Raw genomic sequence first — 13,009 nt, 5'->3', positions numbered from 1 at the left:
CAACAATCTTGAATGCCTCCACTTCAAAGGGCTCCTAGGTTCTATGCCAAACAGACTTGCCACGCCCGATATCGTCCACGTCGCGCGGACGATCCACGAGCAGGCGCTGCTCATCATTCTGGACGCTCTGCACGACGCGAAACCGGAAGAACTCGCCTGTCGGCTCAACTTCACCATGTCGCAGACCCTCGCGGCCCTCTCCCAGCTTGGCGATGAGCGCGAAGGCTTCCCCTCGCGCGACCATCAAGAGACGCTGCTCCAGATCCATGAGGCTTGCACCAAGTGCCCGATTAGCAGGCACGCGCTGAATTCTATCAAGAAGGAAGCGTAAGGAGCTTCACGGCCCTCTCCCGCATGGTGCCGTGGTCGACGATCGGCAAGGGGTAGTCCTTGCCGACCTCGCACCCCGCCAGCTGCTGTTCCATCAGCGGGGCCCCGGACGGCCAGTGCACATGCTCCGGGCTAAAGTTCTTCAACTCGGGGCACCAGGTTTTTATGAATTTCCCTTCGGGGTCGAACTTCTTGCTTTGCAGGACCGGGTTGAAGATGCGGAAATAGGGTTGGGCGTCCACCCCCGTGCTTGCGCTCCATTGCCATCCTCCATTGTTGCTGGAAAGCTCAAAGTCGAGGAGTTTCCGGGCAAAATAAGCTTCGCCCTTTCGATAGTCCACCAGGAGGTCTTTTGTGAGGAACATGGCCGTCACCATCCGGAGCCGGTTGTGCATCCATCCCGTCGCGTTAAGGCAGCGCATCGCCGCGTCGACGATTGGGTAGCCCGTTCGCCCCTCTTCCCAGGCCCTGTAGTCTTCATCGGACCCTGGCCATTCAAGGTTTCTATATTCTGGACGGAAGCTCTCCTGGACGACATTGGGAAAGTTAGCAAGGATCATGTGATAGAACTCACGCCAAATCAGCTCGTCGATCCATTTAGCCGCACCCCGCCCCTCTTCCTCGTAAGCTCTTCGGAAGCACTGCCGGATCGAGACCGTGCCGTGGCGGAGGTGGACGCTCAGGCCGCTGGTGCCCTGGATGCCCGGGAAGTCCCTCATTTCAGCATAGTCGTCGCAGGCGCCCGCGAAGAAATCCTCTAGGCGGCGTAGCGCTGCGTCCTCGCCCGGCTCCAGCCACAAATCCCCTTTCTGAAACCCGATCTGGTCGAGACTCAAGTTTCCGAAAGAAGGCAAGAGCTTACGCGGCGCAAGTCGCGAGGTGTCTGCTTCAGCCGGCTGGATCATAGGCGGTTGGAGAGCCGCCTTCCACGCCTTGCTATAAGGGGTAAAGACTTTGAAGGGTTCGCCTGATTGGTTCAAGACTTCCGTGCGTTCGAAGACGACAATATCTTTAAATGTATAAAACTCGCGGCCTGCAGACTTAAGGCTGGCCTTTACGAGGTGGTCCCGGGTTAGGGCATAAGGGTCGTCATCATGGCTAGCAAAGACCGCCTCAGCGCCGACTTGCTCGGCTAAACGAGGGATTTCTTCACCGGGGGTGCCATAGAGCGTAACGATCCCTGACCCCTTTGCCGCAAGCTTTCTCTCAAGTTCGCCGACCGACTCATGGATAAAGGTGACGCGCCTGTCGTCCCTGTCCAGAAGCGGGTCAAGGATCTCACGGTCGTAAACGAACGCGACCGCGACGTGTTCAGCCGACCGGGTCGCCTCGGCCAGGGCCGTGTTGTCCTCCAGTCGCAGGTCACGGCGAAGCCAGCAAACGATCGACTTATAGCGTGGCACGTGGCGTTACTACGCGATGGCCTTGGCCGCGTCGTCTGAGGACTTCCAGTGCCAGCGCGGATAGGCGTCGATCTTCTGCTTGCCTTCCGCGAGGTCGGCCAGGAACTGGCCCATCCAAGGGCCGAATTTGAAGCCGTGCCCGCTGCAGGGCGAAGCCAGCAGCGTTTTGTCGTCACGCCACCCAATCTTGAAGTCGTCGTTCGGGGCCGTGGTGTAGGGACACGTGTGGGCCTCGATGATTTCCGGGCTCTTCAGGTCGAAGCGCCTTCGCGCCGCTTCCTTGATCTCGGACTGCACGCGCCGGTCCGGGATGCGGTGGGGGTCGTCCGGGTCCGTCACCGGTCCCGGAGAATGGAGCCCGATCTTAAAGCAGTCCTTGCCCGGCTCGTTCGGAAAACCATAGAGATGGTCGCCAAAGCCCTCGATCCACACCGGGCCCTGGTGGTGGCCTCGGACATAGGCGTAGGTCTGCAGAGTCACTGCCAGTCCGGTCTGCTTCCGGTTGCTGGATTCGCCATAGACGGAGCTTTTCCCGTTCGATCCCTGTCTCAACTTGCCCCAGCGCGTCACCCAGGGGCCGACCGTGACGACGGCCCGGTCAAAATCTTCGAACTGCTCGTCGGGGCTTACCTCCTTTGTCGCGAACTCGGCGCCGGCCTGCATGGCCAGGAGCGCGACCGCGTCGAGCACGGCCGGCACGTCGGCCCAGCCCGCCTCGAGCGTATGGATCGCGATCTCGTGGTGCTGCAGGCGGATGGTGGGACTGACCGAGCGGACCTCTTCCGGGCCGACCAGCTTGTGCACCTGGTTCAGGCTGGAGAGGGTCTGCACCTCCATCTGGATCTCAGCTTCGTCCCGAGGGCCGATATAGAGTAGGCCGACGGCATGGACCAGCCTTTTGCCCGCTGCCTGTTCCAATTCTTGCCAAAGGGCGTGCCCTTCCAAGAGGATCTCGGAATAGAAGCGGTCGGGGTACGCCTGTCGCACGATCCGCGAGCGGCCCGAAGTGCTGCCCAGCCGGTTTCCAGGCTCAGCCTTCTCAAAGACGACGACCTGGTGGCCACGATCGGCCAGGGCGCGGGCGGTGCAGAGCCCCATGATCCCAGCACCAACAACGGCGACACGCACATTGCCAATATTGGCAGGCCCGGGCGGTTCGGCCCTTGCCGAAATTCCGTTACCTGCGTTCCAATGTTGAAAACCTGCCGGGCCATAGCGGCACCCAGGGGCCGCCCGAATCGTCCGAAATGGTGTGGCGACATTGACCGGCTCTGGCCTCCAAGAGCTTGCCCTGCGGGCTCATTCGTGCCGGCTGTGCCCCTTGGCGGAGCGGCGTCGGAACGTGGTCTTCGGCGAGGGAAACCCGTCTAGCCCTCTGGTGCTCGTGGGCGAAGGGCCGGGCGACGAGGAGGACCGGACGGGCCGCCCCTTCGTCGGCAGGGCGGGCAAGCTCCTGGACCAGGCCTTGGCGGAGAACGGCTTGGACCGCACCAAGGTCTACATCTGCAACACGGTGAAGTGCCGGGCGTGCGACTGGTCTACGGGGCGGCCCGTGAACCGACCCCCGGCCGAAGAGGAGACCGCCGCCTGCCGCTCCTGGTTGCTGCCGCAGCTTGCCGCGATCGCGCCGGAGGTCGTCCTCTGCATCGGCGCCCCTTCGGCGAAGAACCTCATCAAGAAGGCGTTCAAGATCACGGCCGAGAGGGGGCGCTACTTTCCCAGCGAGTTCGCCCGGTGCGCCATCGCGACCTTGCACCCCGCCTACATCTTGCGGAACCAAGGGGCTTCGTCAGATGGCGGGTACCGCCTTTTGGTGGAAGATATAGCCAAAGCCTGGGAGACGGCGGTGCGCCTTCGCGAAAGGACGCCTCCGGTCGAGGAAGCCCGTCAATTGGGGTTGGAGTTCTAACTGCCTTTGACGATTCCCAGCAGGAGGTCGTAAGCCTGGGTGAGGTCTTGAGGGATCACTCGGACGTCGCCGACCGTGCCCATAAAGTTCGTGTCCCCAGACCAGCGAGGCACCACGTGCCAATGGATATGGCCCGGGATCCCCGCGCCTGCGGCACGGCCCATGTTCACGCCGATATTGTAACCGTCTGGTGAGTAAGCTGCGCGCGTCCACTGGACGCACTTGACCACCAATTGGTTGATCTCGCTGAGCTCTTCGGGCGAAAGCCCGACAATGTCGGCGACCTTGCGGAACGGCGCGACGAGCAGGTGGCCGCTCGTGTAAGGATAGGCGTTCATGAGGACGAACGCGGTCTCACCCCGATAGAGGATGAGGTTCTGGCGGTCGTCGTCCATGGCGGGGAGGTCGACGAAGATGTTGCCCGTCGCGTTCTGGGCGTCCGCTTTTTGGACGTAGTTGAACCGCCAAGGCGCCCAAAGCCGTTCGCTCATGGGGTTAAGCCTACCGCCCCTTCATTCGCCGGCGTCGGCGTCCTCGATCTGTCCGCCGTAGGCCTTCACCGCGTCGCCCGTGTCGTCCATGGCGACTTGGATCAGGTCGGCGAGTTGGGCGAAGCGATCGTCCTGCTCGCTCAGGCTTTTGGCGGCGCCCAGGGCTTCCTGCAAGTCGCGGAAGGCGTCGTTCAGGTTCTCGATCCTCTTCTTGCGCTCGTCGTCGGCTTTCACAAAGTTGGCCTTCACGTCGCCTAGCACCGGTGGGTTCGCACCCGCGTCGACCACCGTCGCGCCGGCGCTGTCGACGTAGTCAGAGATGTTCTCCGCGGCTTCGCGCGTCTCGTCCGGAGACTCCGCCGCCACGAGTTTCGCAAACTTGAGCGCCTCTTCGATCGTCTCGCTGGCGGCCGAAGCCTGAACGGCCCCCGACCGCAATTGTTCGGCCAGTTCCGCGTCGGTGTCTAAAGGTTCTGCGCGGTAGCCGCTATGGGTCGGGGGTTGGACCACGATCGTCGACTCCTCGGCAGGACGGCAACCGAAGACGATGAGGCCTGCCGCGACTCCACCAAGCCATATGCGCACTTTGTGGGAAGGGTACCTGTTGACTTACGGGCTCTCAGTACCGGAGAATGGGTCTGTGATCAGCTTTATCGTCGCCGCAATGGCCGACGTTGACCCCTACCTCCTCGATCTCCACGGACCGGAACGGGTGCAGGTAGGGATGGGGTACACAAACCTGGCGAACGGAGCCCGGGCCTCGGCCCGAACGGTCGCCGAAGCCGCGAAGGATGCGCAGTTCGTCTTTGTGGGCGAGTCGCACGACTCACCCGCGCACCACCAAGCCCAAGCCGACATCATTCAAGCGCTCGTAGATTCGGGGCGTTCTGTCACGGTCGGCTTCGAAATGTTCACGCGGGACAACCAGAGCCTCTTAAAGCCCTGGAACGAGATGCCCGGGGTCGAGGCCGACTTCCTCAGCCAGATCAAGTGGAAAGAGCAATGGGGCATGCCCTTCCGGCTCTATCGCCCGATCTTCCAGGTGGCCCGGTGGAACGACCTGCCGTTGCTCGCCTTGAACATCCCTCGCGACTGGGTGCGGCAAATCTCTCGCCAAGGGCCGCAGACCCTGACGGAGGAGCAGAAGAAGTGGATCCCGAACCTGGACACTTCGAACAAGAACCACCGCGCCGTCTTCGAAGCCCTGATCGGCGGCCACCCGATGGAGGGAGACGCCATGGAGCGCATGTACGCCGCCCAGTGCGCCTGGGACGTGGCTATGGCGAACGCCGCGATCGACGGTCTCGAGGCTGATTCCCGTCCGGACAAGGTGATGGTGGTCGTCGTGGGCGCGGGCCACATGATGTATGGCGAGGGCATCAACTTTAGGATCTCACAGCGGAAAGCCGGCAAGAGCCTGAACGTTGTGTGCATCGATCTGGACGAGCCTCGTGAGGTGAGCAAGGGCTTGGGAGACTTTGTCTTCGCTTCCCCGCCGCCCCCGCGCTGAGGTCATGACGCTCTATGAATGGCTGCGCCCGCTCCTCTTCCGGCTGGATGCGGAACGGGCGCACGAGCTCGGTCTTTGGGCGATCGCCCACGGCTTCGCGCCCACCTTTGATGTGCCCGACCGTCCTGTCGAAAGGTTCGGCGTGCAGTTTCGCAATCCGTTGGGCTTAGCCGCCGGGTTCGATAAGAACGCGGTGGCGGTCGATTTCTGGGCCGACCTTGGGTTTGGCTTCGTCGAGGTCGGCACCGTCACGCGCCACGCCCAGCCCGGCAATCCCAAGCCGAGGATGTTCCGCATCCCCGAGTGGCAGAGCCTGGTGAACCGTCTCGGGTTTAACAACGAAGGGGCGGACGCGGTGGCACGGCGACTGGAGCGCTCCACCCCCTCGCTGCCTGTCGGGGTGAATATCGGCAAGTCCAAGGTGACTCCCTTGGAAGAAGCGGCCTCCGATTACGCCTATTCTTTCCGCCGGCTGAAAGATCTGGCGACTTATGTGGTCGTGAACGTCTCCTCGCCGAACACGCCCGGCTTGCGGAGCCTTCAGGACCGGCCCGCCCTAACTGCGATCCTTTCCGAACTCAAGGCCATCGACCAGGCGAAGCCGTTGCTCGTGAAGATCGCCCCGGACCTTGGTCCAGAGGCCCTGAGCGATGTCGCCCAGGTGGTCCAGGACCTGGATCTCGCTGGGGTCGTGGCGACCAACACGACTTTGCGGCGGCCAGGCCCCGATGATCCTGGCTATCCGATGGCTGAGCTCGAAGGGGGCCTCTCCGGACGGCTCCTGCAGCCGAGGGCCGATCACGCCCTCGAAGTCCTCCGGCGCATCCTGGGCCCGGAGAAAGTCGTGGTCGGGGTCGGCGGGGTCACCGATGGGGAGTCCGCCCGGCGGAAGCTCGCCCTCGGGGCAGACCTTATCCAGGCTTACACGGGCTTCGTTTATGGCGGCCCGGAGTGGCCGGGCCGCATCGTGGCGAGCCTTCCAGGCACGTAGTTTCTCCGGTCAGCAAGATTCCCGGTTTGCCATAAAACCAGCAATTGCGCCTATATACAGTATTTTTACTTGTTACTCCTGGTAGTCCAACCAGGAACACGGGATTTTGAAAGGCCCGAAACGCCGCGCGAAATGCGACGACGTCTGGGCTTGACCGGAGGAAACGAAATGTCCTTTCGAGTAAACACGAACATCCCCGCCATGGGAGCGTTCAGGAACCTGAGCCAGAGCGGCATGGAACTCAGCAAGTCGATTACACGACTTTCTACTGGGCTCCGCATCAATTCGGCGGCGGACGACCCTGCGGGTCTTATTGCATCGGAGAACTTCCGACGACAGATCAGCGGAATGGACGCGGCCCTGCGAAACAACCAAGACGCGCTCAACTACGCCAAAACGGCGGACGGTGCGCTCGACGAAGTCAGCAAGCTGCTGCGTGACGCTCGTGCCCTCGCTGTCGCCAACGCGAACAGCTCGGTCGACGCGGCCCAGAAGCAGGCGAACCAAACGCAGGTGAACAACATGCTTGCGTCCATAACCAGGATTTCGACCACGACGGCCTTCGGCAACCGCAAGATCTTGAACGGGACGGCGGGCGCTTTCGGCACGGTCAACAACCCCGAGCGGGTGAAGAGCGTCAACTTCACGGGCACGTTCGGCGGGGCTGCGATGATCGCGAACGGGCCGGTCAGCGTGGACGTCACCACCGTCGGCGAGCAAGCCACGATCACGGGTTCTCAGACTTACGCGACATCTGCGAGCACGATCGCCGCAGGCAACTTCTCGGTGAACGGATATGCCTTCACAGTGAAAGCCGGCGAGACGGTCGCCAACGTCGTGGACAAGGTCAACTCCGTTGCGGAGCAGACGGGCGTCATTGCCGAGTACACGGGTACGGGCGGTGCCATCCGCTTCCGCAGCCGGGAATACGGCGCGGGCCAGACGATCAACCTGACCACCGTGACCGCCGGCCTCATCCAGACCGGTGCAGGTTCGGCCAGTGACGCGGGCGTCAACGCGGTCGCGAGCGTCACCTACGACGGCGCGACCGTCACCTTTAGCAGCGGCTCCGGCCTCACCTTGCGCGATAGCGAGGGCAACCAGATCGTCCTCACCGAGACGGGCAACGCCACCAGCGGCGTCCAGACCGGTGTCATCCAGGTCACCGCGGGCGAGAGCTCGTTCCAGATCGGCGCCAATGGCGACCAGACGGCCCGGCTGAACCTCAGCAACTATTCGGCGACGGCGCTCGGCCTAGGGACCCTGGACATCACCGGGAGCGACATGACCACGGCGCTCACCGCCATCGACGCGGCCATCGCCACCGTCAGCACGGGGCGCGCCAACATCGGTTCCTTCATGAGCAACACGATCGAATCGAACGTTCGCTCGCTGAGCATCACGAAGGAAAGCCTTGTCTCGACCGAGTCGTCCATCCGCGACGTGGACATCGCCCAAGAGATGACGAACTACACGCGCTTCCAGATATTGCAGCAGTCGGGCCTCGCCGTCCTCGCTCAGGCGAACCAGGCTCCGCAAGCCGTCCTTGGCCTCCTCCGAGGCTAACTTCTCCGCGCCGCCAATTGGAGACTTGATTTCGCCCGGACGCAAGTCCGGGCGCTTTTTTCGTCGTCCCGGGTTAGCTAGCAGAAGTGCGGCACTCGGCACCGGGCGAAGAGGCGACGAAAGAATTGGCGGCGAACCTGGCCCCCCGACTGCGGGCTGGCGACGTGGTGCTTCTGGAGGGCGAGATGGGCGCGGGAAAAACGACCTTTGCGCGCGGCCTCTTGGCCGCATTGGGGTGGGTGGAGCCGGTCCGATCGCCGACCTTCCCGATCCTTTTGGTCTATCCGACCTCGCCGCCGGTCGTGCACTGCGACCTCTACCGTGTTTCCAGTGCGGCGGGCCTTGGGTTGGAGGACTATTTGGAGAGCCACCTGGTCGTCGTCGAATGGCCCGAGCGGGCGGCAGGGTTCTTGCATGCCAGCCGTGTCTGGCGGATCCATATCCAGGCCGAGGGTTCCGGGCGGGTGATCGAAATCTCTCCGCCCGGCGAAGGCGAGTAAGCTTGCCGCATGGTCAAGGTTGGGCTTATGGGCGTGGCGCACGTGCACGCGGGCGGCTTCGGGGAGGCGCTGAGGCACAGCCAGCGCGGAACCCTCGTGGCGGTCTACGACGACGACGCGGACCGGGGCCGGACGTTCGCGGGCCGGTTCGACGTCAATTTCCAGGACCAAGTGTCCGACCTGTTGCGGGAGTGCGAGGCCGTGATCGTCTGCGCGCCGAACCTGCGGCACGCAGACCTGGTGGACTCGGCCCTGCGCACGGGACGACCCGCCCTCTGCGAGAAGCCCCTGGCCGCGAGCCGCCGCGACCTCCACCGGATCGAAGCCTCCATGAAAGAAAGCGGGACGCTGTTGTCGACCGCTTTCCCCTGCCCCTTCTCCCCGGCCTTCAAGAGCACCTTGGCGCACCTCCGCGCCGGGGATATCGGCCAGCTTCTGGCCGTCAACACGACGAACCGGGGCCAATGCCCGGGCGGATGGTTCACCGACCCCTCCCAGTCAGGGGGCGGGGCGATGATCGACCACACCGTGCACGTGGCCGACCTTTTGTGGCGTCTGCTCGGCGATGAGCCGGATTCGGTGTTCGCGCTGACCGGGAACAACATGCACTCGGAGGGTTTCGACGACACGGCCCATGTGACCCTCAGCTATGCGAGCGGAGTCTTTGCCACGATCGACGCGAGCTGGTCGCGGCCGGCGGGGTACCGCACTTGGGGCGATGTGAACCTGTCGCTGGTCGGGACGACCGGCGTGATCGAGACCAGTCTCTTTGAGCAAGGGCTCGGGGTGACGACCGACCGTCTGCGCAGCCAGGGCACGGGAAGTGACTTGACGCTGGAGCTGGTCGAGGACTTCCTTGCCGCAATCGAAGAGAAGCGCGAGCCGACCGTGACCGGCGAAGACGGCCTTCGGGCGTCGCGGATCGCCCTCGCCGCATACGAGAGCCTCAAGACCGAGGCACCGGCCCCGCTCTCTTCCGTGGCCTAGCTGGAACTCTCGGGAACCCGACCGTGCTCGTCGACGAACTTCACAACGGCACTGAGCCGGAACCGTCGCTGCCCACCCTTCGTGCGGTGGCACTCGAGCCACTTCCGGTTGGTGTAGCGGCGCACTGTCGCCGGGCACACCCCCAGCAACCGGCTCGCTTCCTCAAGCGTGAGTTCGGGATCGACGAGGCGCCTGATCAACTCCTCGCGGGTCTCGCCGAAGCCGCCCGGGTAGGAGTGCGAGGTCACTTCGTCGTCAAAGAACCGCCCCAGAAACTCCAAGCTTCTCGGCAAATGCTCGAGCATCTCCCTGAAGCGTGGCTCCAGCCCCGAGGTGTCCTCTTTCGCACGACGAGGCCTCGGAGCGTTAAGCGCGGTTTTTCGAAACCGCACGGACCGGTCCTTGGGAATCTTCCGGCGGCCCGCTTTTGGCTCTGCCGTCGGCCTAACTGCGCCGTCTGGATTGGTGTCCAGAAATGCGCTTTCAATGTAGGCCACGGGGTCGAATCGATCCGAGTTGGCCATATGCCCTTCGTCACTATGTATCATTGGAGTGATTTCTGCGTCGGGACTTTTCCACAAGTTGTACAAGCCAGCCTGTCAAAGGATCATCATGGCGTCGCCAAAGCTTAAAAATCGATACCGAATTTCAAGGGCTTCTTCGTAGGCTTTCATGAGTCGCTCGCGAGACGCCATGGCCGCAACCATAAAGAGCATCGTCGTCCGCGGCATATGAAAGTTCGTGAGCATCCCGTCCACTGTCCTAAACGAAAAACCTGGCGTTATGAAGAGGCGGGTCACACGGCTCCCGGTCTCCAGGGTCCGGGGGCCTGTCGAAAAGCTCTCCAAGGTCCGCACGGTGGTCGTTCCGACCGCGACGACCCGGCCCCGGCATTCGGCCACGGCCTCCGCCGTCTCTTCCGGCACTGAGCATCGTTCCCCGTGCATCTCGTGCTGGGAAGCCTCTTCGACCGCCACCGGCCGGAACGTGTCGAGCCCGACGTCCAGGGTGACGTGCGCGGTCTTCACACCGCTCGCGGCCAGCTCTTCAAGCAGCCCGGGCGTAAAGTGCAGCCCGGCGGTCGGGGCGGCCGCACTTCCAGGGGACGCGGCATAAACGGTCTGGTACCGCTCCGGGTTGGCCAGGGCGGCCCGCACGTAGGGCGGCAGGGGCACCTGCCCGATTCCGGCCAGCTCCGCGTGGGCATCCGTCGCCCCGAGAAAGGCGACACGCTTGCGCCCACCGCCGAGGTCCGCAAGGATCCGCGCGGCCAGTCCCGACTCCAGCTCGACCTCTTCGCCGTCGGCGAGCTTGCGCGCCGGCTTCACGAGCGCTTCCCAACCGTCCTCGCTTTCGCCCAAGACGAGCATCTCGAGCTTCGCCCCGGTCTTGCGGTGGCCGAAAAGGCGAAGGGCGGTGACCCTGGTGTTGTTCATCACAAGCAGGTCTCCCGGGGCCAGCAGCCGAGAAAGGTCTCGGAACTGGAGGTGCTGCGCCGGCCCCCCTGCTCGCGGAAGATAGAGCAGGCGCGAGGCGTCGCGCGGCTCGATCGGGCTTTGCGCGATCAGCTCCTCGGGCAGGTGGTAGTCGAAGTCCGCGACTCTCACAACCCGATCCTGGCCGGAAGCTCCTCTAGCGACGAAATGTAGGTCGCGGAAGAAGGCGCGCCCCGGTCGACAATGAGGGCCTGCATTCCGGCCGACTTCGCGCCGCGCAGGTCGTCGACCGGGTGGTCGCCCACGTGAAGCGTCTCGTGCGCCTCCGTTCCGAGACATTCGAGCGCCAGGCGAAAGATCTCCGCCTGGGGTTTCGCGTAGCCCGTCTCCATCGAGGCGAAGACGCCACAAAAGAAGGAGTCCAGGCCGAAAGAGGAGAGCGTGCGGTGAAGGCTCATGTCCCAGTTGCTGACCACCGCCATCGGAATCCCGGCTGCGCCCAGCGCCCGCAGGCAAGGCACCACGTCATCGAACACTCGGAAGACCTCCGAGCCCTGCCCGAAGATCCGCTCGTTGGCCGCTTCGACAAGCCTCTCCGCGTGGCCGTCCGGGAGGCCTTCCCCGCGCGCCCAGTCCGTCATCACCTCGAGCCAGAAGCGGTCCCCGGCTTCGCGGTCGCGCCGCAAATTGATCTCGCGGAACTCTCCCCAACGTTCGCCCGCGAGCGCCTCGAACCGGTGGGCGGCGCCTTCTTCGGTTCCGAAGCCGAGTCGCTCGGCTGTGGAGGCGGCCATTTCCCCAGGGTGCCAGCGACTGCTCATCAGCGTTTCTGCGCAGTCGAACGTGACCGCTCTTATCAGCGCCGCACCATCCCGACGATCCACATCACGAGGGTGAGGACGGCACTGACGAGGATCATGGTCGCAATCGGGAAGTAGAACGAGAAGTTTGGCCGTTCCACCACGATGTCGCCGGGGAGGCGACCGATCCTCAACCCCGGGAGGAACGCGCCCAGAAGCCATATCGCCGCACCGATGGCGGCGATCGTAAGCCCGGCGGCCACAGCCCACTTCCCGATTTCCTGCACGTCCTCGTTCTACCGAAACGCGCGGCCGGCCGTCGCCGCTCGTGGGGCCTGGGACGCAAAGGCCCGAGGGCATGGGTTTAGGCGTCAAAATCCTTGCCGTGAACAAAGTCGCAGCGCTCTTTGCCGTTTTGGCCATCGGGTCCATCGCGATGGCCCAAGACAAAGTCCTCCTGAAGCGGGTCGCCAAGCCGGGCGAGACCTTCAAGTACTCCCTCGTCGTCGACACCGAGCTGAACGGCACGCCGATCACCTATAAGGCGACCGTCCAGGACAAGATCCTCGAAGCGAAGGACGACGGATCCTACAAGATCTCGACCGAGCAGACGAACGCGAAGGTCGTGATGGACGGTAACGAAATGGACACGCCGACCGACGTGGGCGCGCTCAGCACGAGCACTGTCGAGGCTTCCGGCCGGATTGCCGACATGGACGGCGACATGGTCTCGGCGGACGCTTTCCGCATGGCGACCCTGGAGGCTATCGTCTGGCCGAAGCAAGAGGTCGGCCCTGGCGACAAGTGGCAGGTGAAGGTCGAGAAGAACGACAGGCAAGGCGTGGTCGCCTCCGTGCTGGACTATGAACTGCTCGGCTTCGAGGACTTTGGCTCGCGCAAGGCGGTGAAGCTCGGCTACTCCTCCAAGGAGCTCGAGGGTTCCGACCCCGCCATGGCGAAGGGCACGATCTGGGTGGAACTGGGCACGGGCCTGACCCTGAAGCGAGAGTCCGAATGGACGAACGTGCCGATCGCAGGCTTCCTCATCTCGGGGAAGGTCAAGATGTCGATCATCGACTGACCTGG

Annotated in this window: 16 protein-coding genes; 8 read left to right on the top strand and 8 right to left on the bottom strand. The window is 63.6% G+C overall.

The features are described 5' to 3' along the window. Window positions 1-43 precede the first annotated feature (43 nt). On the top strand, window positions 44-331 hold the full coding sequence (locus KF733_01835) for a hypothetical protein (GenBank protein ID QYK56226.1): 288 nt from the start codon (window positions 44-46) through the stop codon (window positions 329-331). Here KF733_01835 and KF733_01830 read toward each other — a convergent pair. Together KF733_01830 and KF733_01825 are read right to left on the bottom strand one after the other, a co-directional pair. Next, window positions 315-1,733: a deoxyribodipyrimidine photo-lyase gene (locus tag KF733_01830; GenBank protein ID QYK56225.1), complete on the bottom strand. Its 1,419-nt coding sequence runs from the start codon at window positions 1,731-1,733 to the stop codon at window positions 315-317. The two genes, KF733_01835 and KF733_01830, sit on opposite strands and share 17 nt — an antisense overlap. 9 nt (window positions 1,734-1,742) lie before the next feature. Continuing rightward, window positions 1,743-2,861: an FAD-dependent oxidoreductase gene (locus KF733_01825; protein QYK56224.1), complete on the bottom strand. Its 1,119-nt coding sequence runs from the start codon at window positions 2,859-2,861 to the stop codon at window positions 1,743-1,745. A gap of 124 nt (window positions 2,862-2,985) precedes the next feature. Between KF733_01825 and KF733_01820 the strand changes: the two genes are divergently transcribed. Next, complete coding sequence (locus tag KF733_01820) at window positions 2,986-3,642, top strand: uracil-DNA glycosylase (protein QYK56223.1); 657 nt, start codon at window positions 2,986-2,988, stop codon at window positions 3,640-3,642. Here KF733_01820 and KF733_01815 read toward each other — a convergent pair. Continuing rightward, window positions 3,639-4,133: an HIT domain-containing protein gene (locus KF733_01815; protein ID QYK56222.1), complete on the bottom strand. Its 495-nt coding sequence runs from the start codon at window positions 4,131-4,133 to the stop codon at window positions 3,639-3,641. The genes KF733_01820 and KF733_01815 overlap by 4 nt on opposite strands. A gap of 21 nt (window positions 4,134-4,154) precedes the next feature. Beyond that, the gene (locus KF733_01810; GenBank protein ID QYK56221.1) at window positions 4,155-4,718 is read right to left on the bottom strand and encodes a hypothetical protein; all 564 of its coding nucleotides are present in this window, start codon (window positions 4,716-4,718) and stop codon (window positions 4,155-4,157) included. Window positions 4,719-4,773: 55 nt separating this feature from the next. Here KF733_01810 and KF733_01805 point away from each other — a divergent pair, with 55 nt between their 5' ends. The 5 genes from KF733_01805 to KF733_01785 all read left to right on the top strand — a co-directional run bounded on the left by KF733_01805 (window position 4,774) and on the right by KF733_01785 (window position 9,687). Next, the gene (locus KF733_01805) at window positions 4,774-5,643 is read left to right on the top strand and encodes a ChaN family lipoprotein (GenBank protein ID QYK56220.1); all 870 of its coding nucleotides are present in this window, start codon (window positions 4,774-4,776) and stop codon (window positions 5,641-5,643) included. Beyond that, window positions 5,612-6,634 (top strand): quinone-dependent dihydroorotate dehydrogenase, encoded by a 1,023-nt coding sequence (locus tag KF733_01800; GenBank protein QYK56219.1) that lies wholly within the window; start codon window positions 5,612-5,614, stop codon window positions 6,632-6,634. Before KF733_01805 ends, KF733_01800 begins: the two co-directional genes overlap by 32 nt. Window positions 6,635-6,802: 168 nt before the next feature. Continuing rightward, window positions 6,803-8,200, top strand: a complete 1,398-nt coding sequence (locus tag KF733_01795; protein QYK56218.1) for a hypothetical protein — start codon at window positions 6,803-6,805, stop codon at window positions 8,198-8,200. An 86-nt stretch (window positions 8,201-8,286) separates the two neighbouring features. Then, a complete protein-coding gene (gene tsaE, locus KF733_01790) occupies window positions 8,287-8,700 on the top strand; it encodes a tRNA (adenosine(37)-N6)-threonylcarbamoyltransferase complex ATPase subunit type 1 TsaE (GenBank protein ID QYK56217.1) in 414 nt (137 codons plus the stop codon). A 9-nt stretch (window positions 8,701-8,709) separates the two neighbouring features. Continuing rightward, window positions 8,710-9,687 carry a Gfo/Idh/MocA family oxidoreductase gene (locus KF733_01785; GenBank protein QYK56216.1) on the top strand — a complete coding sequence of 326 codons (978 nt, stop codon included), beginning with the start codon at window positions 8,710-8,712 and terminating at the stop codon, window positions 9,685-9,687. On the opposite strand, the gene KF733_01780 is transcribed toward KF733_01785, so the two are convergent. The 4 genes from KF733_01780 to KF733_01765 form a co-directional block, all read right to left on the bottom strand. Continuing rightward, entirely contained in the window at window positions 9,684-9,980 is a 297-nt protein-coding gene (locus tag KF733_01780) for a helix-turn-helix domain-containing protein (protein QYK56215.1), read from the bottom strand. The two genes, KF733_01785 and KF733_01780, sit on opposite strands and share 4 nt — an antisense overlap. Window positions 9,981-10,286: 306 nt before the next feature. Continuing rightward, entirely contained in the window at window positions 10,287-11,294 is a 1,008-nt protein-coding gene (gene queA, locus KF733_01775; protein QYK56214.1) for a tRNA preQ1(34) S-adenosylmethionine ribosyltransferase-isomerase QueA, read from the bottom strand. After that, window positions 11,291-11,944: an HAD-IA family hydrolase gene (locus KF733_01770; GenBank protein QYK56213.1), complete on the bottom strand. Its 654-nt coding sequence runs from the start codon at window positions 11,942-11,944 to the stop codon at window positions 11,291-11,293. The genes queA and KF733_01770 overlap by 4 nt, the downstream gene beginning before the upstream one ends. Before the next feature lie 35 nt (window positions 11,945-11,979). After that, window positions 11,980-12,210 (bottom strand): DUF2905 domain-containing protein, encoded by a 231-nt coding sequence (locus KF733_01765; GenBank protein QYK56212.1) that lies wholly within the window; start codon window positions 12,208-12,210, stop codon window positions 11,980-11,982. A gap of 98 nt (window positions 12,211-12,308) precedes the next feature. Here KF733_01765 and KF733_01760 point away from each other — a divergent pair, with 98 nt between their 5' ends. Continuing rightward, window positions 12,309-13,004: a hypothetical protein gene (locus KF733_01760; protein ID QYK56211.1), complete on the top strand. Its 696-nt coding sequence runs from the start codon at window positions 12,309-12,311 to the stop codon at window positions 13,002-13,004. Window positions 13,005-13,009: the final 5 nt, after the last annotated feature.

It is taken from the genome of Fimbriimonadaceae bacterium (assembly GCA_019454125.1).
Lineage (GTDB): Bacteria > Armatimonadota > Fimbriimonadia > Fimbriimonadales > Fimbriimonadaceae > JALHNM01.
The sequence above is the reverse complement of the archived record's forward strand: the minus strand, read 5'-3'. Positions and strand labels throughout refer to the sequence as shown.